The sequence below is a fragment of the Enterococcus sp. PLH-Efm8 genome (assembly GCF_053011625.1).
The window spans coordinates 166,985-188,931 of the sequence record NZ_CP172569.1 but is presented as its reverse complement, the minus strand read 5'-3'; the positions used below and the strand labels follow the sequence as shown (position 1 = coordinate 188,931).

The window sequence follows — 21,947 nt, the reverse complement described above, 5'->3', positions numbered from 1 at the left end:
TAAAAGAGCTAGAAGCTGCCTTCCAAACTACTATTTGAAAGTCTAGTCCATTATCGAAACAGCTAATGAGTTGGTAGTGATAACAGTGGTTCGGGTAACAGACTAAACAGGGTAGACAAACGCTACAGGAGGAAATAGCAAATTCCCGTTGGATCCTTTCCATACATCCATTGTACTCTGAGAAATCACACAATATCGAAACAAATTCCGTTAGGAATGTGTTATTCAATAAATTTTATAATCTAGAAACATTTTGAATAAAAACTATTAGACAAATGATATTTTACGAGGAGGAAACGGTCATGGCAGAAGAAAAAGAACCACTAGACAATAGTCGTTTGGGAAAATCCAAAAGAAAATTAGTACGATTGCAAAATGAATTAAACGAACAAATTGAAAAGATGTTTGAACACCAGAGAAAGACCAACGGTCAACCAATGAACGATAAGAGAAATGGGCATTCTTGGTTTAGGCAACAAGAGCGAATCGAAAATAAAGTGCATAGTCTGAGAGAAGAGATCAAGCAACAAGAAAAACAAGTAGAAAAACTTGAAAGACAAGAAGAGATAAAGGAAATGGGCTATAACAAGTACGGCGGACTGGATATGACGATCGAGAATATTCCAAGAATCAAAGAAGAAATCGAACGCTTTGAAAAAGGTGAATCGACTTTTTCAGCCGCTACGATCCGAAAATACCAACGGAAATTGGAAACATTAGAACAGCTGAAAGAAAGATCGGAAAAAGGAAAAGAAAACCTTCTTCCTGAAGTACAAGCAATCATTGACAGCGGACGAGTGACGCAATGGAAAAAAATCCGACCATTTATTTTCTGAAAGGCTATCGAAAAGTCGCTTTAGAACTGAATGAAAACGGGGAATTTGAGGAATCTAAAAAATACCAAGCCACGTCGGAAGAGGAAAAAGCAGCTGTTCGTGAATTACTTGAAGAGGCTGTACCAACTGATTTTTTGAAGGAGAAAGAAAACGATCATTTTTATCGAGTAGAATTCAACGAAAATGATCCAGAAAAAGGATTGAAAAGTTATGGTGGGGAGATCGTAACATTCGAATTGATCGATCAACTCAAAACGTTGGATAACCAATACGCCGCAGAAGCAGGTTATTATAAATTCTATTTTGAAGAAGTGAAGAACGGAGAAGTAGTCGATCAGATCCGAATGGATCTAGGGGATGGCGTCAACAGTAATCAACCCATCTATTTAGAGTTAGCAAAATTGTGCGAACAAGTACCTGAGAAGGAACAAAAACAATCGGTCAAAAATGAACCTGTTTCGAAAGAACAAATGCAGTCGAAAGAAACAAAAACAAAACAAAAGGGCTATCAAAAACGAACGGCAGAAGAGATTAAACAAGAAGTTAAATCCCTTTCGCAACAGGCACTGGATGCGGTGAAAAAGCATACTCATTCTCCTGAAGACGTCAAAGAACTTTTGAACTTTATGTCTCGTTTTCCAGAACGATCCTTTAGAAATCAATTATTGATTGAGGGGTTCTGTTGCAAAGTTTTAAATCTACTATCAAATAAGGTAGAATAATAGAAAAAGATAGCAGGAGGAATGACGATGAATCATTTTAAAGGAAAGCAATTTCAGCAGGATGTGATTATTGTAGCCGTGGGCTACTATCTTCGTTATAACCTTAGCTATCGTGAAGTTCAAGAAATCTTATATGATCGTGGCATTAACGTTTCTCATACGACGATTTATCGTTGGGTGCAAGAATATGGCAAACTACTCTATCAAATTTGGAAAAAGAAAAATAAAAAATCCTTTTATTCATGGAAAATGGATGAAACGTACATCAAAATTAAAGGAAAATGGCATTATTTGTATCGAGCCATCGATGCAGATGGTTTAACCTTGGATATTTGGTTACGTAAAAAACGGGACACACAAGCAGCCTATGCTTTTCTTAAGCGGTTAGTGAAGCAGTTTGATGAACCGAAGGTTGTAGTCACAGATAAAGCCCCCTCTATTACAAGTGCCTTTAAGAAACTAAAAGAATACGGCTTTTATCAAGGGACAGAACATCGTACCATTAAATACCTGAATAATTTGATTGAACAAGACCATCGTCCAGTAAAGAGACGCAATAAATTCTATCGAAGTTTACGCACTGCCTCTACCACGATTAAAGGCATGGAAGCCATTCGAGGATTATATAAGAAAACCCGAAAAGAAGGCACTCTCTTCGGGTTTTCGGTCTGTACTGAAATCAAGGTATTATTGGGAATCCCAGCTTAAATCATAGATACCGTAAGGGATTTTATTCTTTATTTAAAACTTTGCAACAGAACCAACCAGAGTAATCTAATCTTTGAGGGGAAAAATTTATTTTTGAATTTAACAATTTCTTTTGAAAAAGATTATCATAAGCTAGATTTCAAAGAAGGAGCTGAATTAACCATAAAGTTTACTGATTTGTGTAGCGGTAAATGTTTAGTTAACAATCAATCTGTGATTGATTTTGGTGACAGCAAATATATAAGTAACTTCAAAAATAAAATTAAAGCAATGAAATCAAGGGAGCAAAGCCGAGGAGTTTTTTCTAAAGGCGGTCATGGTCGAAAAAGAAAATTAGATCAAGATAGATGGGAAGCCATAAAGAAAAGAGAAAGCAATTTTGTTAAAACCTATAATAATCAATGTTCGGCAAAAATTATTCAAACAGCTATCCGCAATAAGACGCAAATAATCTGTATTTCTGAACCAGATAAAAATTATGGGGAATGGGCTTATTATCAGTTGAAAGAACAAATAATAAATAAAGGGAAAAGATATGGAATAGAAGTTAAAAGTGAGTAGAATAAGAAATCGTTGATTTGGCAACGAAATAGTGAGGGGACACTCACTCACTGAAGGGTTAGCTCTGTCAAGTTGTGTAACCAGACGGAAGGACGAATATTGTTGAGGTTTTAGAACCATGTAAAACAACACAGTTCTCAAATGTTACGGATAAACCGTTTGCGGGAAATCAGGTTTTAAAACCATGTAAAACAACACAGTTCTCAAATAAGGCTTTATTGAATTGATCAGTAGTTTCTGTTTTAGAGTTATATAAAACGACATGGCTCTTAAATAGGAGCTAACGAAGAAAAAGAAGGTACTCCGTTTTGGAGTTAAGTAGAAATAAAAAAATAGAATCGTTGATTTGGCAACGAGTTGAAAAATACGCAAAACTATGGTCACCAAGGGATAACCCTGAAACTGATGATCGCTATATCTTACTAGTAGTTAAACAGTCTAAATAGTACTCATTTATTGTATTGATTCTAAGGGAACCTGCAATAAATGAGTACTATTTTACTTTTAATTCCGCTATCTATGTCATTAGGCAACTAAATTGTTATTAATATATTTACGTTTACTCGTATATTTTTAGTAACGCATCTGTCAAAACTTTAGAAAAATTTATTTTATCTTTTTCCCCTCTAGCTACTAACCATTCTGGGACTGTGACGTTTTTGCGTACGGTCTTTTTTTGGATAAATGGAGAAGGATCACTTTGAATAAGAGAAACAATTTTGTTATTGCCCAAATTATTTAGTTGATGAATATCTGTTGGAGAAGGAACTGAAATATCTTCATCAATATAGTAAGCTAGAATCCCATCAAGAAATTCTTTAGCATTGGACATAGCTTCTTCAAAATTATCTCCTTGTGTTGCTCCAGCAAAATCAGGAAAAACTACTGAGTAGCCATTTTCTTCAGCAGAAAAAATTACAGGGTAACTTTTTTTCATTTCCACCACTCCTTTCGAGTTAATCCAATGAACTAAAGGACTGGGCTATTTCAGCCCTAAGTCCTTTAGTAACTTCTGCTCTGTCCCTTTTTTTAAATCCTGATTACTATGAACAGGAATAGGAACGGGTGGGAATCCTTCTTTGGCTACAATATGATGGCTGCCAGTTATCCTCACCACTTTCCAACCATTTTTCTTGGCTAGTTTGAGCATTTTTTTACCGGTAAGTGGCATTCGCGACTACCTCCTTACAAATATTATTATACGCATTATGCGTATAAAGGTCAAGAGTTTTTACATTAAAAGTAGAATGTAAGTGTCACAATAGGGTATACCCTATTGTATCATATGGTAAAGTACAGTATAATAAGGTTTGGAGGTGTAACACTAGGGTGTAACACAATGTGAAATTTGGAGGTCATTTTTTGAACAAGAAACAGGATCAAGAATATTATATAGAAAAATTGGAGAAAGAGAACTTAGAACTCAAAGAGCGAATAAGATACTATGAAACCAAATTCTGTAAAAGAGGTGATTGTATGAAACCAAATCCTGTTGAAACAGGTAAAAGAATTAAATCAATTCGTTCTAATTTTGGAATGACTATGGAACAATTTGCAGATTTAATTGGAAATGCTCAAAAAGGAAATATTAATAATTGGGAACGAGGATTCTCCCTTCCCAACAAAGAAAGATTAATTAAAATTGCTGAATTAAGTAACAAAACTATCGACTGGATTAAATGGGGAACTTTAGAAGAATATATAACTTCATACCTTATCGGTATAGGATATGAGCTATATATTAAAGACTTTCCAGAGATACCTCACAAAGTCTTTAAAGACATTCAAGAAAAATATAGTGATACGTTTTCGTTAGATAAAGACTATGAATTATTGGATTCTATAATAAAAAATATATTTACAAAATATTACTCAAACGGTTGAATTGATAGATGGACTCAAAGAAGAAAATTCAAAGTTAAAAGAGAAGATAAAATACTATGAATGTTTATTTGATGGTATAGAGAGTCTGCTGAACTCACGAAAAAATCCCTAGTTTTTATGAATGACCGTTTTGTAAATCTGATTGAAATAGATTTATATGATTTCGGTATATGATATACATTAGGAGGTGTCGAATGGAAATAAATCTTTTTGAGGCTGGTAATCGAATAAAGCAAATACGAGAAAAACATGGATATACTATGGCAGACTTAGGTAAACTGGTTGATGCCAATAGTCCTAGCACAATTAACAATTGGGAAAAGGGAAATAACTTACCTAATAGAAAGCGTCTTGAAAAAATTGCACTATTAGGTGGTACTTCTGTTGAATGGATAAAGTATGGAGATTTTTCCGATTATGTTTATCGCTTGACACAAAATATAGAGGAAAAAATTCTTAAAGAGTACGGAGAGACTACACTGAACAACTACCGTGAAGCTCTTCTAGATGAACTTACGATTGAAAAAATCACATACGAAGAAGATACAAAGATATTAGCAGCTGCCGAAAAAATCAATACACAAAATATTTTTCAGGAGGTGAAGTACATGTATTCTCCTGATGAAGATTATCGAAATATAGAAGTCAAACCAGATTTAGGACTGACTGATGACAACAAAAATATTAAAATGATTGGACAACGTATAAGGAAAATAAGAAAAAAAGAGAATATTACATTAGAAGAATTCGGCAAACTATTCTCTCCTACAGCTGATAAAGCTGTTATAAGCAACTGGGAAAATGGTAAAAACCTTCCTAACTCAGAAAGAATTAAAAAGATTGCAGAAATTGGCGGAGTTTCTGAACTTTATCTTATGACGGGTGTCGATTCAAGCGTAGCAGAATCAATGTATTTTCTATCTGAAGTAGCATTGGATGCTTTGGAACGTCTGTCAATTGAGGAAGTCAATAGAATAATTGAAAGCTTCGCCGGTTATCTTAATGTGATTTCAAAAATTGATGATCCAGATAAGCGAGAAATATCTCTCAATGCTATTTGTCAACTATCACTTCTCGATAAAATGGGTTGATTCACAAAAAATATTGAAAGATTACTTTACTCACGAGGAGGCTTAGCTATGAAACCTAATCTATCGTTAACTAGTGAACGTATTAGAAAAATTATCGAATCCAAAGGTCTGACATTAGAACGATTCGGTGATTTAATTGGCGACACACCAATAAGTTCTGTTAATAATTGGCTTAGAGGCGTGTCTTTACCCAATAAAAATAGGCTTTTAACAATTGCAAATATTGGAAACACTAGTGTAGACTGGATTAAATGGGGAACTTTGGAAGAATACATAGCTTCATACCTTATAGATTCAGGTTATGAGCTATATATTAAAGACTTTCCAGAGATACCTTACAAAGTCTTTAAAGACATTCAAGAAAAATATAGTGATACGTTTTCACTAGATAAAGACTATGAGTTATTGAATCCTATAATAAAATTTACTATAGGGGGCGTTACTTTGAATAGAATAAAATTTTATATTGATTCCAGTAAAAAGACCATTAAACAAATTAGTACAGAAACTGGTATTAACTATACAACTCTTACGAACTATTACCGTGGTGAGCGAAATCCTAGAAATACTGAAACATGGAATATCCTTGCTGATTATTTCCATGTTCCTGTAAGTTATTTGATGGGATTAGACGAAACAAATGTTGAACTCAAAAACCTTAATATTGGAAACAACATCAAAAATATTAGAAAAAGTAAAAATATGACACAAACTGATTTTGCTGAGTTAATGGGTCTATCACGATCATATATAGGGGATTTAGAAAACAACAGGAGTAATCCCAGTATAAAAACACTGGAAGCTATTGCAAGAGCATTGGACGTTCCGATAGTAGCATTAATCAACGATTCTTCTACTGATAATATAGTAGAGCCGTATGAAAGTTTGACAGCCGAAAATATCCTTCTTAAACAAGAAAATGAGGAATTAAAATATGAGGTAGAAAGCTTACGAAAAAGATTGTATGAAATCCAACAAGTAGTAAATCAAGGAGCTGAAAAAATGATTCCCAATCTAAAAGACGTAAGTAAAAGAATCAAATATATCAGAAAAAAATTAGGTATGACTATGGAGCAATTTGGTTCTCATTTAAGCAACTCACCTAAAAGTACAATTGCTACTTGGGAAAGTGGTAGAAATATACCTTCTCAGAAAAAGTTACAGCTGATTGCTATAGTAGGAGAAACCACCACTGACTGGATTAAATGGGGAACTTTAGAAGAGTATATAACTTCATACCTTATCGGTATAGGATATGAGCTATATATTAAAGACTTTCCAGAGATACCTCACAAAGTCTTTAAAGACATTCAAGAAAAATATAGTGATACGTTTTCGTTAGATAAAGACTATGAATTATTGGATTCTATAATAAAAAATATATTTACAAAATATTACTCAAAAGAATTTGAAGTAACCCAAATTCCATAAGAGAGGTGATTGTATGAAGCCAAATCCTTCAGAAGCAGGAAAACGAATCAAACAATTACGCCTTTCATGTGGTTTTACTATGGAAGAACTTGGAAGGAAAATAGATAATTCACCACGTGCGACCATATCCAACTGGGAACGTGGGACCAATTTACCAAATCCACAAAAGCTGAAATTATTATCAACTATCACTAATTCAACAATTGACTGGATTAAATGGGGAACTTTAGAAGAATATATAACTTCATACCTTATCGATATAGGGTATGAGCTATATATTAAGGACTTTCCAGAAATACCTCACAAAGTCTTTAAAGACATTCAAGAAAGATATAGTAATACGTTTTCGCTAAATAAAGACTATGAGTTATTGAATCCTATAATAAAAAATATATTTACAAAATATTACTCAAAAGATTTTGAAGATTATCGAGACATAGAAGTTAAACCAGACCCTAAAAAGGTAGGGAGAAAAATTCGTTCTATTAGAAAAAAATTAGGACTTACTATGCAGGAATTTGGGTACGAGGTTTCTAATTCTCCTAGAAGCACTGTGTCAACATGGGAACATGGTGGTAACTTACCGAACAAAGCCAAACTAAAAAAAATTGCAGACATTGCGAATTGTAGTGTAGAAGATTTGCTTTTTGATGAAGGCTTTATTTCTGAAAAATCCCAAGTTAAATTGATAAATGAACTCAAAGAAGAAAATTCAAAGCTAAAAGAAAAAATAAAATACTATGAATGTTTATTTGATGGTATAGAGAGTCTGCTGAACTCACGAAAAAATTCCTAGTTAATTAAACTAGAGTAAAATTATTTGTAGGTGTTAAATATGTTAGTTGGCTATGCACGAGTCAGTTCAGATGATCAAAATTTGGAAAGACAGCTTGAAGAATTTAGAAAAATTGGTGTCGAAAAAGTATTTGCTGAGAAAAAATCTGGACGTAACACAGTAGAACGGCCAGAGTTCAATAAAATGTTGTCATTTGTCAGAGAAGGGGATACGCTTGTTTTTGAGTCGCTTGAACGCTTAGGAAGAAATTCTGATGAAATACTAGAAACAGTATCTTTTATAGATAAAAATGGTATGGGCTTAATGGTTTTGAATTTACCAATTTTAGATACAAAATTTGGTGATCCAAACTTAGAAAAACTTGTTAGAAGCTTAGTAATTAACATTTTTTCTTGGACGGCTCAAAATGAGAGGGAGGAAATTAAGAGAAAACAAAAACAAGGAATAGCAATTGCGAAGAAGAAAGGAGTCTATAAAGGAAAACCCTACGAATATTCTTCTACTGCAAAGAATCCACAAAAGAGGTTTATCTATAATGAAATAGTAAGAATGCTTGGAGAAGGTGTTCCGATTAAGCGAATTGCAGAAAAAACAGGAACAAATAGAAATTTAGTCTATAGAATAAAGAAAAGAATAAGTGAATCTGATTGATTTTAAGTTCTTTGAGAAATCAATGTTACGAGAGAAGGATTCTAAGCCTGTTTCAAACTTTGGTTCTGTTGCAAAGTTTTAAATCTACTATCAAATAAGGTAGAATAATAGAAAAAGATAGCAGGAGGAATGACGATGAATCATTTTAAAGGAAAGCAATTTCAGCAGGATGTGATTATTGTAGCCGTGGGCTACTATCTTCGTTATAACCTTAGCTATCGTGAAGTTCAAGAAATCTTATATGATCGTGGCATTAACGTTTCTCATACGACGATTTATCGTTGGGTGCAAGAATATGGCAAACTACTCTATCAAATTTGGAAAAAGAAAAATAAAAAATCCTTTTATTCATGGAAAATGGATGAAACGTACATCAAAATTAAAGGAAAATGGCATTATTTGTATCGAGCCATCGATGCAGATGGTTTAACCTTGGATATTTGGTTACGTAAAAAACGGGACACACAAGCAGCCTATGCTTTTCTTAAGCGGTTAGTGAAGCAGTTTGATGAACCGAAGGTTGTAGTCACAGATAAAGCCCCCTCTATTACAAGTGCCTTTAAGAAACTAAAAGAATACGGCTTTTATCAAGGGACAGAACATCGTACCATTAAATACCTGAATAATTTGATTGAACAAGACCATCGTCCAGTAAAGAGACGCAATAAATTCTATCGAAGTTTACGCACTGCCTCTACCACGATTAAAGGCATGGAAGCCATTCGAGGATTATATAAGAAAACCCGAAAAGAAGGCACTCTCTTCGGGTTTTCGGTCTGTACTGAAATCAAGGTATTATTGGGAATCCCAGCTTAAATCATAGATACCGTAAGGGATTTTATTCTTTATTTAAAACTTTGCAACAGAACCCATAGTAAGGCTTGGAAAAACCATTGTCCATTTTGCTTTTTCAGTTCTTCAAGCGTTCGATAGTAGGTCGCAATGAGATTCATTTCGACACCCGATTCAATCATTTCTTCCACAGCTACCGACAATCTTTCCTTATAATGTTTTTTTGGAACACGTGTCTCATTGTATAGGAATGTCATATCCTCCATTTTTTGTGCCATTTTATCCAAAGGTAATTTGACAAATTCGTCATAGTAATTTTGAGCCATATTTTTTTCTCCTTTTTAGTTCTCTAATTTGGTTAACCAATATTCGTTTTCATAAGTTTCCATGTTTTCTTGATAATGCAGTTCATATCCTGCAATCTTCACTAGGTCTTCAAATAGCATAGTCGGTGCATCCTCTACTAAAGGGGTTTCTATCGTCCAGTACCGCGGAATAAGTAAAGCTTCTGCTACTTTTTCAGAAATGACTTCTTTGTCCACCAAAATTTGAACGACTTCTTTTACAGTCAATAATTTGTGTTGTGTTTTCATCAGCGTTTCTTTCCTTTCTCATCAATCAAAATATAATCGCCATAAGACAAGGTATATTTTTTCCCGCATGTTGGACATTGATACAAACAATAGCTTTTGATACATTTCGCTCTTTCTCCACAATCGCATTCGACAGTATATGGTGCATGATAGTTTGGGAATAATTCGCTGAAGGGAACACCCCAATAATCAAATTTCTTTCGCATGATTGATTCTGCCTCCTCTTAGGAAAGGTTTTACTTCCTTTCGTTAGTTCTTTCTTTATTGATTTGTTGGCCAGAATGAATCAACTAAAAGCGACAAGGACAAGGGCGTGCAGCGTGCCATTTACCCTTGTCCTTGTCGCTTTTTGGTGATAAAAGGCAACTTGTTGCCGGTCTGGCAAATCAATAAAGAGATAGCGAACAGGAACGAACCTTTTGGTGAGAGGAAGTTTTTTCTATTTTGTCTTGCTTTGCAAGACCCCTTATCTTAGTGAACGTGCAACGTTCACTTCCTTTCTTCTCGAACGGCGGTGGCGGTTGGAGTGAGAGAGAGGTTTTTCAATTGAGAAGGCGCTTGCGCCTTCCTAAAAAGGCCTTTTCATTTTTCTTGTTTCTATGTAAAACAAAAAGAGCTGCAATCCTCATTTAGGACTGCAGCTCTTCTTTTATTTATATGCCCATTAATCTCGTAAAATGATCAGGGTTTCTAATTTGCATTGATTCAATGACTAGTTGATTTCGTTTATTGAAGTGACCTGTCACTGAAATAGTATACTTGCCTTCTTCCAAAATCAGCAATTTATCCGCTATTTCTATATTGGCCACTACACAATTGATTGGTTCATGACTCGTGCGTAATGTAAATCGCACAAGCAATGGCTGTGTCTTGATCACCCTAATTTATCGAGTAAACCAATATATTGTTCCATCACGATCACCTCGCTAAAATTATAGCAAAAACAGCTAAAATTGAGAATTTTTATTCGATTTTAGATATGCTATAATAGTCAAGACAGTAAAGTTTGAAGACGGTGGCGACTTCTGGAAAGGTGGTGGTGCTTATGAATGTAAGTGCTAAAATCTATGAAAGGAGTAAGCCTTTTGTCCGCATATGAGACAATTCAAACCATTCTTGGTTTTGGTATGTTTACCATTGCTTTGATTAGTTTGATTGTAAATATGCTTAAAAATGACAAAAAGAAATAACCGTCTACTTTAGCAGGTCAGCGGTTATTTCCAAATAACTAATATTCTGCCACCGTTCTTTAATCGGTGCTGTTAATGAGGGGTTGTTAGCGCAACTCCTCTTTTTCATGTTCATTATAGCAATATTTCGCAAGAAGTTCAACGATTTCCCGTTAACTCTACATATAAAGCGGTAGAATAGCCGTAAGTATAACAGCTGTCGCTGCTACTGTGACTTTAGTCAATCGCCAAAAGGAATTATCCTTTCCTGCTCTTTTTAAAAGATAAGAACAGACAAGATACACGAATACAAGAAATAGTGATCCTTTCGCAATTCTATTTACCAAAGGATTTTCAGTGACGCCCAAAGAAATCCCGTCTATAAATGCAATTACGGGTATCAATAGATCCATCGTCAGACTAATTTTTTTGCCATGCTTACTCCTTCTTTCTCAAACTAAAACGGTAGATCATCATCGCTAATATCGATTGATTGTCCACCAAATGGATTCTGTGAAGCGTTCAATCCATTGTTGTTAGGCGTCGCTGTATTCCGTTGTTCAAAGGTGGCGGTGCTTGGACTGGTGGACGATTGATCAGCGTGCGCACGGCTCTCTGTCGCTGCTTTACTTTCTAATAGTTGAAAGTTATCTGCTACAACTTCAGTCACATATACACGTTGTCCTTGCTGGTTGTCGTAAGTCCGCGTTTGAATCCGCCCAACTACACCAATCAAGCTACCTTTTTTAGCTAATGTCGCCATTGTTTCTGCTGGTTTGCGCCAAATCACGCAGTTAATAAAATCGGCTTCTCAATTGCCGTTTTGATTCGTGAAATTTCGGTTGACGGCTAGGGTAAAAGTCGCTACTGCAGTACCACTTGCGGTATAACGTAAATCAGGATCTTTGGTTAAGCGTCCTACTAATGTCACATTATTAATCATCTTTATCTCTCCATTTCTCTATTCATCTGTTGGTGTCTTTGATAAGCTAGTTTTCGCTCTTTTTCTTCGACGTGAATCACTTTTTCCATCAAATTACTAATCGAATCCATTGTCTCATCGTACGTGATCGACGCAGCATAAGGATTGCTTTTTTGATATTTCTTCCAGGTATCTTTTAGCTCGTGACTATTTTTCAGTACATCCATATCCTTTTCATAGTATATCTTTAACGGATCAGTTTTTCCTCGACGTGTAAATGTATTTCTCACACTATCTTTCAAGGTCTTCTCATCGATCTTCTCCATTTTAGGAATAGTATAGAGATCATAAAAATCTTTTCCTCTCGAATTATCTGTTAAAAAATCAAAGGTTGCACTTAATTTTTCAGCAATAATTTGTTCTGTAGGATAGGATTCCAAAGGAATCGTTCGATCCTCAAACATCAATTTATGACTGTGAGTGATCGTTGCAGGATAGATCGAGTCACCTGTAGTCACATCTACCTTAAAATCTGGCCGCATGTTTTCCAAATGTGCCAGCACACGTAAGCTAAATCCTGGATAGTAATCGGCTTCTCTCGTTTCTTTCATTCCTTGAATCTCAAATTGAATGCCTTCTTTCGTCGGCGTTGAAAAAATTTCGTTTAGAACCGTTGTTAATGTTTCTTTGGTTACTTTCATTTCCCGTAAAGTCGTATCAATATCTTTGGTTGTGCGATTTTCAATGCCATACTTTGAGCGGTTCTGTTGCAAAGTTTTAAATCTACTATCAAATAAGGTAGAATAATAGAAAAAGATAGCAGGAGGAATGACGATGAATCATTTTAAAGGAAAGCAATTTCAGCAGGATGTGATTATTGTAGCCGTGGGCTACTATCTTCGTTATAACCTTAGCTATCGTGAAGTTCAAGAAATCTTATATGATCGTGGCATTAACGTTTCTCATACGACGATTTATCGTTGGGTGCAAGAATATGGCAAACTACTCTATCAAATTTGGAAAAAGAAAAATAAAAAATCCTTTTATTCATGGAAAATGGATGAAACGTACATCAAAATTAAAGGAAAATGGCATTATTTGTATCGAGCCATCGATGCAGATGGTTTAACCTTGGATATTTGGTTACGTAAAAAACGGGACACACAAGCAGCCTATGCTTTTCTTAAGCGGTTAGTGAAGCAGTTTGATGAACCGAAGGTTGTAGTCACAGATAAAGCCCCCTCTATTACAAGTGCCTTTAAGAAACTAAAAGAATACGGCTTTTATCAAGGGACAGAACATCGTACCATTAAATACCTGAATAATTTGATTGAACAAGACCATCGTCCAGTAAAGAGACGCAATAAATTCTATCGAAGTTTACGCACTGCCTCTACCACGATTAAAGGCATGGAAGCCATTCGAGGATTATATAAGAAAACCCGAAAAGAAGGCACTCTCTTCGGGTTTTCGGTCTGTACTGAAATCAAGGTATTATTGGGAATCCCAGCTTAAATCATAGATACCGTAAGGGATTTTATTCTTTATTTAAAACTTTGCAACAGAACCTAAAATTCTTTGAAAGTAGTATTGATCTGTTAAGTTACGCTGCATTGAATCGGGAGAAACTACAAGATTCCTGGTTAGTTTCGATGGACGGGTTAAAACATCATGTAATCAGTCATTACGTTGAAGAGTCGATTTCTGAATTAAGACGAAAACAAACATTTCCTCAATCGATTGAAATATGTGTGGACAATGATCGTGCAGGACATATTTTTTATGAAAAAGAACAGATGAAGGGAATCGTTGATCCTTTTACCAATAAGAAAATCCGTTGTGAGCGAGGAATTCCAAATGATTGGCAAGTACCTAAAGAATACAAAGCTACTTATGAAGCAGTCGCAAAAGAAATGAGTGTTGAACCTGAAGCAATTATGGCCATACACAAAACTGAAACTAATTTACAGCTGACAAATCAATTGGTGTCTGCTCATGATGTTCAATCTACGTTTGGAAAGATGTTGGCGAAGGGCGAACCAGTAGAAACAATTGATTTGAAAGAAGCATGTACCACGGTCGCGAAGGAACTGAAAGTATGTGAACGCGCAGATGGAACATACAACTTTGATCGTTTTTATAGTAGAAAAGCCAACATAAAAGACGTTAATGCAGGAATCCTTCTTTCCTATAAAGCAGAACAATACTACAAAGGCTATAAAAAGCATGAACATGAATTTGTACCTGAAGTGAAAAAGGATTGGAATGATCAATTGAAGCATGAGATCCAGCAACAAGAAATCAGAAAGCAAAAACGTGCGATGTTGTTTCAACAAGGCAGACAACAAGAAAGGGAGTGAAGTCGTCACTATGAAAACCGTCATTTTAGCAGAAAAACCGTCACAAGCGAAGGCTTATGCCGATAGCTTTTCTAAAGCTACCCGAAAAGATGGGTATTTTGAGATCCAAGATCGATTGTTTACAGGAGAAACTGTGATCACGTATGGTTTTGGTCATTTAGTCGAGTTAGATTCGCCCGATATGTACGATGAAAAATGGAAACAATGGGCATTAGAACATTTGCCTATTTTCCCCAATCAATACCACTATCATGTTCCTAAAGATAAGAAAAAGCAGTTTAGTGTCGTCAAACGACAGCTGCAGTCAGCTGATACGATTGTGATCGCGACTGATAGCGATCGTGAAGGGGAGCTGATTGCCTGGTCAATCATTCAACAAGCAGGCGCCAATCAAGGAAAAACCTTTAAAAGACTTTGGATCAACTCCTTAGAAAAAGAAGCCATTTATCAGGGATTCCAACAGTTACGAGACGCAGAAGAGACCTATCCAAAATTTGAAGAAGTACAAGCACGTCAGATCGCCGATTGGTTAATTGGGATGAACGGTAGCCCACTGTATAGTTTACTCTTGCAGCAAAAAGGCATACCAGGAAGTTTTTCTTTAGGTAGAGTCCAAACCCCAACACTCTATATGATTTATCAATTGCAGGAAAAGATTAGAAACTTCCAAAAAGAACCATATTTTGAAGGAAAAGCCCAAGTAATCGCTCAAAATGGCGCATTTGATGCGAAGCTTGATCCAAATGAAACCCAAGCGACACAAGAAGCATTTGAAGCCTATTTAAAAGAAAAAGGTGTTCAATTAGGAAAACAGCCAGGTACGATCCTTCAAGTCGAAACAGAGAAAAAAAGTGCGGCTAGCCCACGTCTTTTTTCTTTATCGAGCCTTCAGTCTAAAATGAATCAACTCATGAAAGCTAGTGCCAAAGATACTTTGGAAGCCATGCAAGGGTTGTATGAAGGAAAATATCTAAGCTATCCGCGAACGGATACCCCTTATATTACGGAAGGGGAATATGCGTATCTGTTGGATCACTTAGACGAATACAAGCATTTTTTAAAAGCCGAAGCGATTCCGACTCCTATTCATACACCGAATAGTCGGTATGTGAATAATAAGAAAGTCCAGGAACATTACGCGATCATTCCTACAAAAACGGTTATGACAGCAGCGGCTTTTGAACAACTAAGTCCACTGCAGCAGGCTATTTATGAACAAGTGTTAAAAACAACGGTGGCCATGTTTGCGGAAAAGTATACCTATGAAGAAACAACGATCTTGACGCAAGTTCAGCAGCTTCAGTTAAAGGCAATCGAAAAGGTGCCGCTAGATCTAGGTTGGAAGAAGTTATTTGGAAAAGAGAGCGACGGAAAAGAGAAGGAAGAAGAGCCGCTACTTCCTAAAGTGACAAAAGGAGAAATGGTGACGGTGGATCTACAAGTTCTTGAAAAAGAAACCAAGCCACCACAACCTTATACCGAAGGTACGTTGATCACTGCAATGAAAACAGCTGGGAAAACCGTGGATAGTGAAGAAGCGCAATCCATATTGAAAGAAGTGGAAGGAATCGGTACAGAAGCGACACGGGCGAATATTATTGAAACCTTGAAACAAAAGGAATATATCAAGGTAGAGAAAAATAAGCTCGTGGTGACGAATAAAGGGATTTTGCTTTGCCAAGCCGTGGAAAAAGAGCCGCTGCTTACGAGCGCCGAAATGACCGCCAAATGGGAAAGCTACTTGTTAAAGATCGGTGAACGAAAAGGAACACAAACCACTTTTCTAGCCAATATCCAAAAATTTGTCTCTCACTTATTGGAAGTCGTACCAGGGCAAATCCAATCCACTGATTTTGGATCGACGTTACAAGAAGTGAAAGCAGCCAGTGAAAAGCAAGAAGCCGCGCGTCATTTAGGAATTTGTCCAAAATGCCAGGAACAAGAAGTCTTACTCTATCAAAAGGTGGCAGCTTGTACGTCTGAAGCCTGTGATTTTAAAAGGTCAGAAGGGTTCATTTGAAGCAACGATTGTTTTAAAAGAAGACTTCACTACAGGCTTTGAATTTTCTGAAAAGAAAAAAACGAACTTCAAGAAAAGAACACGCCGCACTGCAAAATAATGGAGGGTTAATCTTATGCGTAATACCACACACAAACAACAAGAAATCGAAAATCAAAAAGCCAAAATTCGTTCAGAACAGGAAAAAATGCGTGCCAGCAAACGAAGACTGCAGCAATTGAAGAACCAGCAGAGGATTCAAAAAGAAATCGAATTAGATCGATAAAATCTTCCTAACTATTGTATACGTATAAACTTATGTTATACTGTTTTTATAAGTTTATACGTATACAAAGGAGGGAGAAAATGACAAAAGCAATGGTATACAAGCTGCTAGAAGAATTTAATGGAACTTTGGCTTTGAAGGATGCCAAAAAAGCGGGCATTTCTCCTGTAACGATCAAACGTATGGTAGATCGAGGGGAGCTGGATCGAGAGTATCCAGGTTTTTTCACCTTACCTGGTCAATTTCCTGATGAATTGTTTATGGCGCAAAAAAAATATGAACGCGGCATTATTTCACATATTACCGCGTTAGATTTGTATGATTTAACAGATATGATCCCTAGACAGATCGATCTGACTGTACCTTACGGTTATCACGTTTCTGAAAAAGGATTGAAGGAATTCGCAGTTGAGCTACACTATACAAAAGCGGAATGGTATGAATTAGGTAAGATTGAAATAAAAAGTCGCTATGGGAATCCTATTATAGCTTATGATCCAGAAAGAACTTTATGTGACATTTGGAATCCCTGGTATACCGTTGAGGATGAAATCAAAGTAAAAGCAATCAAAAACTATATGGAGTCGGACAGAAAAAATCTTAGAAAATTGAATGAGTATCGACGAATTTTACCAACAGACAAAACGATGCGTTCTTATATTATGGCTTTAAATTAAAGGAGAAGATACATGACACCTACGCAGTTAAAAGCAAAAGTGAAGAATATTTCTAGAGAAAAAGAAGTTGATCCGCAGCTTGTTTTAAGACATTTTATGATGGAAAAATTCTTGGAAAAAATCTCAGAGTCTCCTTATCGTGAAAATTTTGTGTTAAAAGGCGGCTTCTTGATTGGCTCAAAGGGTTCTGTTGCAAAGTTTTAAATAAAGAATAAAATCCCTTACGGTATCTATGATTTAAGCTGGGATTCCCAATAATACCTTGATTTCAGTACAGACCGAAAACCCGAAGAGAGTGCCTTCTTTTCGGGTTTTCTTATATAATCCTCGAATGGCTTCCATGCCTTTAATCGTGGTAGAGGCAGTGCGTAAACTTCGATAGAATTTATTGCGTCTCTTTACTGGACGATGGTCTTGTTCAATCAAATTATTCAGGTATTTAATGGTACGATGTTCTGTCCCTTGATAAAAGCCGTATTCTTTTAGTTTCTTAAAGGCACTTGTAATAGAGGGGGCTTTATCTGTGACTACAACCTTCGGTTCATCAAACTGCTTCACTAACCGCTTAAGAAAAGCATAGGCTGCTTGTGTGTCCCGTTTTTTACGTAACCAAATATCCAAGGTTAAACCATCTGCATCGATGGCTCGATACAAATAATGCCATTTTCCTTTAATTTTGATGTACGTTTCATCCATTTTCCATGAATAAAAGGATTTTTTATTTTTCTTTTTCCAAATTTGATAGAGTAGTTTGCCATATTCTTGCACCCAACGATAAATCGTCGTATGAGAAACGTTAATGCCACGATCATATAAGATTTCTTGAACTTCACGATAGCTAAGGTTATAACGAAGATAGTAGCCCACGGCTACAATAATCACATCCTGCTGAAATTGCTTTCCTTTAAAATGATTCATCGTCATTCCTCCTGCTATCTTTTTCTATTATTCTACCTTATTTGATAGTAGATTTAAAACTTTGCAACAGAACCTTACTATGCTTGGAAGCAGGCGTCAAGCCAAACACTATCAAACCTTCTGAATACCAAGCTTTAGAACTAACGTATGGGAAATTTGTCGAAACGAAAAAAGCCAAGACTGTTTCAAGTGAATGGTTGGACTACTTAGAAAATGTCAACAAGTATGGCGCATGTTACATCATGAAAAAGGAGGACAACGAAAATGAATAAGGTGATTTATCAACTAACAACGGAAGATGTGTCACACTTTTTAACAAACAAAGAACATTTGAATGAAGTAATCAGACGGATTCAAAAAGACTTTAGTTGTATGGAAGAAATGAAGTACTTTATTCAAAGAGTCGAAGAACAATTGTATTTGGAAAGTGAAACGAGTCAAACGAAGGTTACAGTCAGCAATAATTATTTAGACGTGTATAAACGTCGTCCTGACACATTAAAAAAAGGAGCGGAGCTTCTACGACTAGAAACAGAAAAATATATCATGAATGTTTACCTAGAAAGGAGTGAACTGGTCGAAAACTTTGTCAGCTACACGATTTGCAGGAAACACTATTACTCAGAATCAGAATATTATTCAATTTTTGAGAGCATGGAATTAATGGAAGAGCTAAACAGCAAAGATGCGACGGTAGACGATTATTACCTTGTATTTACTAAATTTTTGACGTGTGGGACGGAATCTATCGTGTTAATGGGAATGGATTATGAACTCGCTGTACCCGAAGTATTTTTGAGGGAATATGTAGAAGAAGTAGATAACCCAGGCGACGACTGGTACACGACTTTAACTGATTTTTTAGATACCTACACTTACGACGATACAGAAGAAATCCAAAATGAACTTGACCGTAAACGAATGCCATATCAACGATTTGAAAGGAAAAAAGGTCAATAACCATTTATACCGAAAAGTGAGAATGTGTGAAATAAAAACAAAAAACCTTGAAATTAAGGGAATGGTTCTTATTTCGCACCAATCGCTCCAACCGCCCCCGCCGCTTAGGTGGTGCGAAATAAGCGAGCAAAGCCCGAAAACCTAAGAGAAAGAAGGAGATTTATATGAACAAAATTATTCCCTTATTATTAGTCCTATTTGTTGGAGAAATACTTATGCGACTTAGTGCAGCTGTACATTTAAACCTCGCAGTATTTTTGGTAATACTAATGTTTTGTTTGATCTTTTGGCGATTTGTATTAGCCCTCGTAAGTCTACTATTCAAGATGATTGCAGCCATATTTTTCATAGGATTATTTCGATGAAAGGAGAGAGTACCAATGCCAATTGCAATAGGAAATAAACGGTTACCCGTGACGTTGGATGAAAAGAGACAAAAAGAATTGCAGTAACCAAAGCAGAAGTACGGCAAAAGTGAATCCAGGATTATGTGTATTGCGTTAGATTTATTGATTGCGCAAGAAAAAGCAGGATTTGACATACCAGCACTCAAAAAGTGATCGCACTTTGCGCACGTGTTAATACGTGTTATAATTATTTTGTAAGGAGGTATAGTGCACAATGCCACTTACGGGAAAAGAAATGCTTAAGTTATTGAAAAAAATGGCTGGGTTGAGCGAAGGCAAGAGGGATTTCATCATCATCTTTATAAGGATGGTGTTAGAATCACTGTTCCTGTTCATGCCAATCAAGATCTTGGCCGAGGACTTGAGCGAAAAATTTTAAAGGATGCGGGATTGAAATAATCTCGCATTCGATTAAAGAAAGGATTGACTGAAATGTTAAGTGAGCCTTTAGCAAAAACCTATCCTGCTATTTTTAGCCCAGAAGAAGGTGGTGGGTACTTTATTGAATTTCCTGATGTTCAAGGTGCTTACACAGGAATTAACGAAGACGATATATCTTATGGAATTGCTATGGCACAAGAGGTGTTAGGTATGGTTTTAGCAGATTATATTGAGCATGAAGATCTACTTCCAGAACCAACACCAATCAATAAGATTTCTGTTGAAGATGATTCTTTTACTACTTTAATTCGTGTAGATGTTGCCAAATATTTGAAAGACACAGAACTTGTCAAAAAAACCTTAACAATTCCTCAATGGGCGGATAAGCTAGGCAAAAGGGCTGGCATAAATTTTTCAGTCCTTCTAACAGAATCAATTGCAGATAAAGCAGATAACATTCTTCGTTCTGGAAGAAATAATTAGAACTCAAAAGGGTCAGAAACTTAAAAATCTTTGGCTTCTTTTTTTACTACAAAGATGGCTTCTTTAAATTATTTGCCTGATTGATTTAAAAAAATTGCGCAAAGACTACGAGCTAATTAAGTTGCTCGTGGTCTTTTTTTATGAAAACTTTTTAGATCTTATTATTTGTCAAATTAAGCGAGACAAAACTTTCCATTTACGTAACTCAAAAAAACTTCTAATGGTGTTTGGTAATTTAGTGATTTTCTAGGGATATGGTTTCTTTTGGACGCAACGGATGAGATGAATCCTTGATTGACTTGGTTGAATTCCATTTCTTTTGGTAGTCCATCTTTTCGGAGGAGTCCGTTTGAATGTTCATTTAATCCCCGTTGGGAAGGCGTTCCTGGGTCTGCGAAATAAATATCAATATCATTCGTATTACTAATACTTTTCCAATTAGAGAATTCTTTTCCACAATCAAAGGTAATTGATTTGAAAAGATTTTTGGGTACGGATTGAAGCCATTCATTAATCGAATTTTCAATATCAACTGCCTTACGGCCTTCTGGTTTCAAGGCGATAATGGCTTTTGAAAGTCGCTCAACGAGTGTGATGACGGCACTTTTATGGTGGATGCCGACAATCGTATCACCCTCTAAATGTCCAAATTCTTCTTCGAAAACGACATAATCTTTTTTACGTTCAGAAATATTTCTTTTGAATGCCTGTTTTCCACGTTTTTCCTTATAACCATTTGGTTTTCGTTTTCCTTGCATCGGTAAATGTAAAACATTGAATTCTCCCGTCTTAAACCGGCGATAGAGGGTACTTACTGAACAAGAGAAGGTTCGCTCTGCACGGCCAATAATGACGTCTGGGGTCCAACCTTCAGTTGATCTTTTTTCAATGTATTCTTTTTCCTCAGCAGGAAAAATGATTTCGGTTCTCCCACAACGTCGCTTATTTTCTTTGTATTGTTCAAAGTATTCAAGTGCTGTTCCACCACATTTGAGAAAGTTATAGACATTGTAAATTGTTTGGCGTCCACGTTTAAGCTGCTTCGCAACGATAGCAACCGGAGTTTCTTGATGAAAATATGCTTCTATCATTACAAGCTCGTTTGGTGTAAGATGGGTATAAGTCATTTATGTTCACTCTCCTTGTATGCTTTAGCGGGTATTACAATTTGAGTGTAACATAAATGGCTTTTTTATTTGTCTCGCTTAATTATACAAACGGCGTTATAAAAAATAGTGCCATTAAAAAAGAAAAGCGACACACCAATAAAAGTCATATCCTGTGACATTATATGGCATTATCCAAATAGAATAACCGGTT

21 protein-coding genes and 14 pseudogenes are annotated in these 21,947 nt (G+C 35.9%); 24 read left to right on the top strand and 11 right to left on the bottom strand.

The window, feature by feature from the left end; all coding sequences use genetic code 11:
• Window positions 1-302 precede the first annotated feature (302 nt).
• The 3 genes and pseudogenes from ACIFUW_RS14910 to ACIFUW_RS14900 form a co-directional block, all read left to right on the top strand.
• Window positions 303-1,510 (top strand): annotated as a pseudogene (locus ACIFUW_RS14910) (ArdC-like ssDNA-binding domain-containing protein); the annotation flags it as partial.
• Window positions 1,511-1,585: 75 nt separating this feature from the next.
• Entirely contained in the window at window positions 1,586-2,266 is a 681-nt protein-coding gene (locus ACIFUW_RS14905; RefSeq protein ID WP_001015311.1) for an IS6-like element IS1216 family transposase, read from the top strand.
• Between the two features lie 93 nt (window positions 2,267-2,359).
• Window positions 2,360-2,827 (top strand): hypothetical protein, encoded by a 468-nt coding sequence (locus ACIFUW_RS14900; RefSeq protein WP_233143248.1) that lies wholly within the window; start codon window positions 2,360-2,362, stop codon window positions 2,825-2,827.
• Window positions 2,828-3,386: 559 nt separating this feature from the next.
• On the opposite strand, the gene ACIFUW_RS14895 is transcribed toward ACIFUW_RS14900, so the two are convergent.
• Together ACIFUW_RS14895 and ACIFUW_RS14890 are read right to left on the bottom strand one after the other, a co-directional pair.
• A complete protein-coding gene (locus ACIFUW_RS14895; protein ID WP_002305129.1) occupies window positions 3,387-3,764 on the bottom strand; it encodes a type II toxin-antitoxin system HicB family antitoxin in 378 nt (125 codons plus the stop codon).
• A gap of 45 nt (window positions 3,765-3,809) precedes the next feature.
• Complete coding sequence (locus ACIFUW_RS14890; protein WP_002305130.1) at window positions 3,810-3,998, bottom strand: type II toxin-antitoxin system HicA family toxin; 189 nt, start codon at window positions 3,996-3,998, stop codon at window positions 3,810-3,812.
• 191 nt (window positions 3,999-4,189) lie between these two features.
• On the opposite strand from ACIFUW_RS14890, the gene ACIFUW_RS14885 reads away from it, so the two are divergent.
• From ACIFUW_RS14885 to ACIFUW_RS14850, 8 genes and pseudogenes are all read left to right on the top strand, one after another.
• Complete coding sequence (locus tag ACIFUW_RS14885; RefSeq protein ID WP_002311883.1) at window positions 4,190-4,711, top strand: helix-turn-helix domain-containing protein; 522 nt, start codon at window positions 4,190-4,192, stop codon at window positions 4,709-4,711.
• Window positions 4,712-4,905: 194 nt separating this feature from the next.
• Window positions 4,906-5,802: a helix-turn-helix domain-containing protein gene (locus tag ACIFUW_RS14880; protein WP_002305840.1), complete on the top strand. Its 897-nt coding sequence runs from the start codon at window positions 4,906-4,908 to the stop codon at window positions 5,800-5,802.
• A gap of 48 nt (window positions 5,803-5,850) precedes the next feature.
• Window positions 5,851-6,225, top strand: a pseudogene (locus ACIFUW_RS14875) (helix-turn-helix domain-containing protein); the annotation flags it as partial.
• 198 nt (window positions 6,226-6,423) lie between these two features.
• Window positions 6,424-6,636 (top strand): annotated as a pseudogene (locus ACIFUW_RS14870) (helix-turn-helix domain-containing protein); the annotation flags it as partial.
• 168 nt (window positions 6,637-6,804) lie between these two features.
• Window positions 6,805-7,218, top strand: a pseudogene (locus ACIFUW_RS14865) (helix-turn-helix domain-containing protein); the annotation flags it as partial.
• Between the two features lie 28 nt (window positions 7,219-7,246).
• Entirely contained in the window at window positions 7,247-8,029 is a 783-nt protein-coding gene (locus ACIFUW_RS14860; protein WP_002305134.1) for a helix-turn-helix domain-containing protein, read from the top strand.
• A gap of 39 nt (window positions 8,030-8,068) precedes the next feature.
• Window positions 8,069-8,680, top strand: a complete 612-nt coding sequence (locus ACIFUW_RS14855; RefSeq protein ID WP_002305817.1) for a recombinase family protein — start codon at window positions 8,069-8,071, stop codon at window positions 8,678-8,680.
• A 135-nt stretch (window positions 8,681-8,815) separates the two neighbouring features.
• Entirely contained in the window at window positions 8,816-9,496 is a 681-nt protein-coding gene (locus ACIFUW_RS14850) for an IS6-like element IS1216 family transposase (RefSeq protein ID WP_001015311.1), read from the top strand.
• Window positions 9,497-9,552: 56 nt separating this feature from the next.
• On the opposite strand, the pseudogene ACIFUW_RS14845 reads toward ACIFUW_RS14850, so the two are convergent.
• From ACIFUW_RS14845 to ACIFUW_RS14830, 4 genes and pseudogenes are all read right to left on the bottom strand, one after another.
• Window positions 9,553-9,798: pseudogene (locus tag ACIFUW_RS14845) on the bottom strand (hypothetical protein); the annotation flags it as partial.
• A 15-nt stretch (window positions 9,799-9,813) separates the two neighbouring features.
• Window positions 9,814-10,065: a hypothetical protein gene (locus ACIFUW_RS14840; protein WP_002287517.1), complete on the bottom strand. Its 252-nt coding sequence runs from the start codon at window positions 10,063-10,065 to the stop codon at window positions 9,814-9,816.
• On the bottom strand, window positions 10,065-10,271 hold the full coding sequence (locus ACIFUW_RS14835; protein ID WP_002324499.1) for a hypothetical protein: 207 nt from the start codon (window positions 10,269-10,271) through the stop codon (window positions 10,065-10,067). The genes ACIFUW_RS14840 and ACIFUW_RS14835 overlap by 1 nt, the downstream gene beginning before the upstream one ends.
• 447 nt (window positions 10,272-10,718) lie before the next feature.
• Window positions 10,719-10,978 (bottom strand): annotated as a pseudogene (locus tag ACIFUW_RS14830) (hypothetical protein).
• A gap of 154 nt (window positions 10,979-11,132) precedes the next feature.
• Between ACIFUW_RS14830 and ACIFUW_RS14825 the strand changes: the two are divergent.
• Window positions 11,133-11,255, top strand: coding sequence for a putative holin-like toxin (locus tag ACIFUW_RS14825; RefSeq protein WP_002295624.1), 123 nt, complete (start codon window positions 11,133-11,135; stop codon window positions 11,253-11,255).
• Between the two features lie 158 nt (window positions 11,256-11,413).
• Here the strand turns inward: ACIFUW_RS14825 and ACIFUW_RS14820 are convergent, their stop codons facing one another.
• From ACIFUW_RS14820 to ACIFUW_RS14810, 3 genes and pseudogenes are all read right to left on the bottom strand, one after another.
• Window positions 11,414-11,647: a hypothetical protein gene (locus ACIFUW_RS14820; protein ID WP_002303482.1), complete on the bottom strand. Its 234-nt coding sequence runs from the start codon at window positions 11,645-11,647 to the stop codon at window positions 11,414-11,416.
• Between the two features lie 44 nt (window positions 11,648-11,691).
• Window positions 11,692-12,177 (bottom strand): annotated as a pseudogene (gene ssb / locus ACIFUW_RS14815) (single-stranded DNA-binding protein).
• A 2-nt stretch (window positions 12,178-12,179) separates the two neighbouring features.
• Window positions 12,180-12,914: pseudogene (locus ACIFUW_RS14810) on the bottom strand (nucleotidyl transferase AbiEii/AbiGii toxin family protein); the annotation flags it as partial.
• A gap of 76 nt (window positions 12,915-12,990) precedes the next feature.
• Here ACIFUW_RS14810 and ACIFUW_RS14805 point away from each other — a divergent pair.
• From ACIFUW_RS14805 to ACIFUW_RS14780, 6 genes and pseudogenes are all read left to right on the top strand, one after another.
• The gene (locus ACIFUW_RS14805; protein ID WP_001015311.1) at window positions 12,991-13,671 is read left to right on the top strand and encodes an IS6-like element IS1216 family transposase; all 681 of its coding nucleotides are present in this window, start codon (window positions 12,991-12,993) and stop codon (window positions 13,669-13,671) included.
• Window positions 13,672-13,721: 50 nt separating this feature from the next.
• Window positions 13,722-14,516, top strand: a pseudogene (locus ACIFUW_RS14800) (toprim domain-containing protein); the annotation flags it as partial.
• A gap of 10 nt (window positions 14,517-14,526) precedes the next feature.
• Window positions 14,527-16,636 (top strand): annotated as a pseudogene (gene topB, locus ACIFUW_RS14795) (DNA topoisomerase III).
• A 15-nt stretch (window positions 16,637-16,651) separates the two neighbouring features.
• Window positions 16,652-16,801, top strand: a complete 150-nt coding sequence (locus ACIFUW_RS14790; protein WP_002295632.1) for a hypothetical protein — start codon at window positions 16,652-16,654, stop codon at window positions 16,799-16,801.
• Between the two features lie 80 nt (window positions 16,802-16,881).
• Complete coding sequence (locus ACIFUW_RS14785; protein WP_002299811.1) at window positions 16,882-17,478, top strand: type IV toxin-antitoxin system AbiEi family antitoxin domain-containing protein; 597 nt, start codon at window positions 16,882-16,884, stop codon at window positions 17,476-17,478.
• Window positions 17,479-17,490: 12 nt separating this feature from the next.
• Window positions 17,491-17,661 (top strand): annotated as a pseudogene (locus ACIFUW_RS14780) (nucleotidyl transferase AbiEii/AbiGii toxin family protein); the annotation flags it as partial.
• Window positions 17,662-17,715: 54 nt separating this feature from the next.
• Here ACIFUW_RS14780 and ACIFUW_RS14775 read toward each other — a convergent pair.
• A complete protein-coding gene (locus ACIFUW_RS14775; protein WP_001015311.1) occupies window positions 17,716-18,396 on the bottom strand; it encodes an IS6-like element IS1216 family transposase in 681 nt (226 codons plus the stop codon).
• Window positions 18,397-18,464: 68 nt separating this feature from the next.
• Between ACIFUW_RS14775 and ACIFUW_RS14770 the strand changes: the two are divergent.
• The 6 genes and pseudogenes from ACIFUW_RS14770 to ACIFUW_RS14745 form a co-directional block, all read left to right on the top strand.
• A pseudogene (locus ACIFUW_RS14770) lies at window positions 18,465-18,668 on the top strand (hypothetical protein); the annotation flags it as partial.
• Window positions 18,661-19,356 carry a hypothetical protein gene (locus ACIFUW_RS14765; RefSeq protein ID WP_002305050.1) on the top strand — a complete coding sequence of 232 codons (696 nt, stop codon included), beginning with the start codon at window positions 18,661-18,663 and terminating at the stop codon, window positions 19,354-19,356. The pseudogene ACIFUW_RS14770 and the gene ACIFUW_RS14765, both read left to right, overlap by 8 nt.
• 164 nt (window positions 19,357-19,520) lie before the next feature.
• Window positions 19,521-19,721 carry a hypothetical protein gene (locus tag ACIFUW_RS14760; RefSeq protein ID WP_002324500.1) on the top strand — a complete coding sequence of 67 codons (201 nt, stop codon included), beginning with the start codon at window positions 19,521-19,523 and terminating at the stop codon, window positions 19,719-19,721.
• A 15-nt stretch (window positions 19,722-19,736) separates the two neighbouring features.
• A pseudogene (locus ACIFUW_RS14755) lies at window positions 19,737-19,916 on the top strand (hypothetical protein).
• 61 nt (window positions 19,917-19,977) lie between these two features.
• Window positions 19,978-20,162: pseudogene (locus ACIFUW_RS14750) on the top strand (type II toxin-antitoxin system HicA family toxin).
• Between the two features lie 33 nt (window positions 20,163-20,195).
• Window positions 20,196-20,627, top strand: a complete 432-nt coding sequence (locus tag ACIFUW_RS14745) for a type II toxin-antitoxin system HicB family antitoxin (RefSeq protein WP_002305052.1) — start codon at window positions 20,196-20,198, stop codon at window positions 20,625-20,627.
• Window positions 20,628-20,800: 173 nt separating this feature from the next.
• Here ACIFUW_RS14745 and ACIFUW_RS14740 read toward each other — a convergent pair whose 3' ends face one another.
• A complete protein-coding gene (locus ACIFUW_RS14740) occupies window positions 20,801-21,754 on the bottom strand; it encodes an IS30 family transposase (protein WP_000222572.1) in 954 nt (317 codons plus the stop codon).
• Window positions 21,755-21,947 lie beyond the last annotated feature (193 nt).

What these genes read in the sequence shown, in the direction of transcription:
- ACIFUW_RS14835 (WP_002324499.1), bottom strand. Translation starts at nt 10,271, where the DNA reads ATGCGAAAGAAATTTGATTATTGGGGTGTTCCCTTCAGCGAATTATTC.
- ACIFUW_RS14895 (WP_002305129.1), bottom strand. Translation starts at nt 3,764, where the DNA reads ATGAAAAAAAGTTACCCTGTAATTTTTTCTGCTGAAGAAAATGGCTAC.
- ACIFUW_RS14740 (WP_000222572.1), bottom strand. Translation starts at nt 21,754, where the DNA reads ATGACTTATACCCATCTTACACCAAACGAGCTTGTAATGATAGAAGCA.
- ACIFUW_RS14840 (WP_002287517.1), bottom strand. Translation starts at nt 10,065, where the DNA reads ATGAAAACACAACACAAATTATTGACTGTAAAAGAAGTCGTTCAAATT.
- ACIFUW_RS14905 (WP_001015311.1), top strand. Translation starts at nt 1,586, where the DNA reads ATGAATCATTTTAAAGGAAAGCAATTTCAGCAGGATGTGATTATTGTA.
- ACIFUW_RS14855 (WP_002305817.1), top strand. Translation starts at nt 8,069, where the DNA reads ATGTTAGTTGGCTATGCACGAGTCAGTTCAGATGATCAAAATTTGGAA.
- ACIFUW_RS14765 (WP_002305050.1), top strand. Translation starts at nt 18,661, where the DNA reads ATGAATAAGGTGATTTATCAACTAACAACGGAAGATGTGTCACACTTT.
- ACIFUW_RS14745 (WP_002305052.1), top strand. Translation starts at nt 20,196, where the DNA reads ATGTTAAGTGAGCCTTTAGCAAAAACCTATCCTGCTATTTTTAGCCCA.
- ACIFUW_RS14880 (WP_002305840.1), top strand. Translation starts at nt 4,906, where the DNA reads ATGGAAATAAATCTTTTTGAGGCTGGTAATCGAATAAAGCAAATACGA.
- ACIFUW_RS14760 (WP_002324500.1), top strand. Translation starts at nt 19,521, where the DNA reads ATGAACAAAATTATTCCCTTATTATTAGTCCTATTTGTTGGAGAAATA.
- ACIFUW_RS14820 (WP_002303482.1), bottom strand. Translation starts at nt 11,647, where the DNA reads ATGGATCTATTGATACCCGTAATTGCATTTATAGACGGGATTTCTTTG.
- ACIFUW_RS14860 (WP_002305134.1), top strand. Translation starts at nt 7,247, where the DNA reads ATGAAGCCAAATCCTTCAGAAGCAGGAAAACGAATCAAACAATTACGC.
- ACIFUW_RS14890 (WP_002305130.1), bottom strand. Translation starts at nt 3,998, where the DNA reads ATGCCACTTACCGGTAAAAAAATGCTCAAACTAGCCAAGAAAAATGGT.
- ACIFUW_RS14850 (WP_001015311.1), top strand. Translation starts at nt 8,816, where the DNA reads ATGAATCATTTTAAAGGAAAGCAATTTCAGCAGGATGTGATTATTGTA.
- ACIFUW_RS14775 (WP_001015311.1), bottom strand. Translation starts at nt 18,396, where the DNA reads ATGAATCATTTTAAAGGAAAGCAATTTCAGCAGGATGTGATTATTGTA.
- ACIFUW_RS14785 (WP_002299811.1), top strand. Translation starts at nt 16,882, where the DNA reads ATGACAAAAGCAATGGTATACAAGCTGCTAGAAGAATTTAATGGAACT.
- ACIFUW_RS14790 (WP_002295632.1), top strand. Translation starts at nt 16,652, where the DNA reads ATGCGTAATACCACACACAAACAACAAGAAATCGAAAATCAAAAAGCC.
- ACIFUW_RS14805 (WP_001015311.1), top strand. Translation starts at nt 12,991, where the DNA reads ATGAATCATTTTAAAGGAAAGCAATTTCAGCAGGATGTGATTATTGTA.
- ACIFUW_RS14825 (WP_002295624.1), top strand. Translation starts at nt 11,133, where the DNA reads ATGAAAGGAGTAAGCCTTTTGTCCGCATATGAGACAATTCAAACCATT.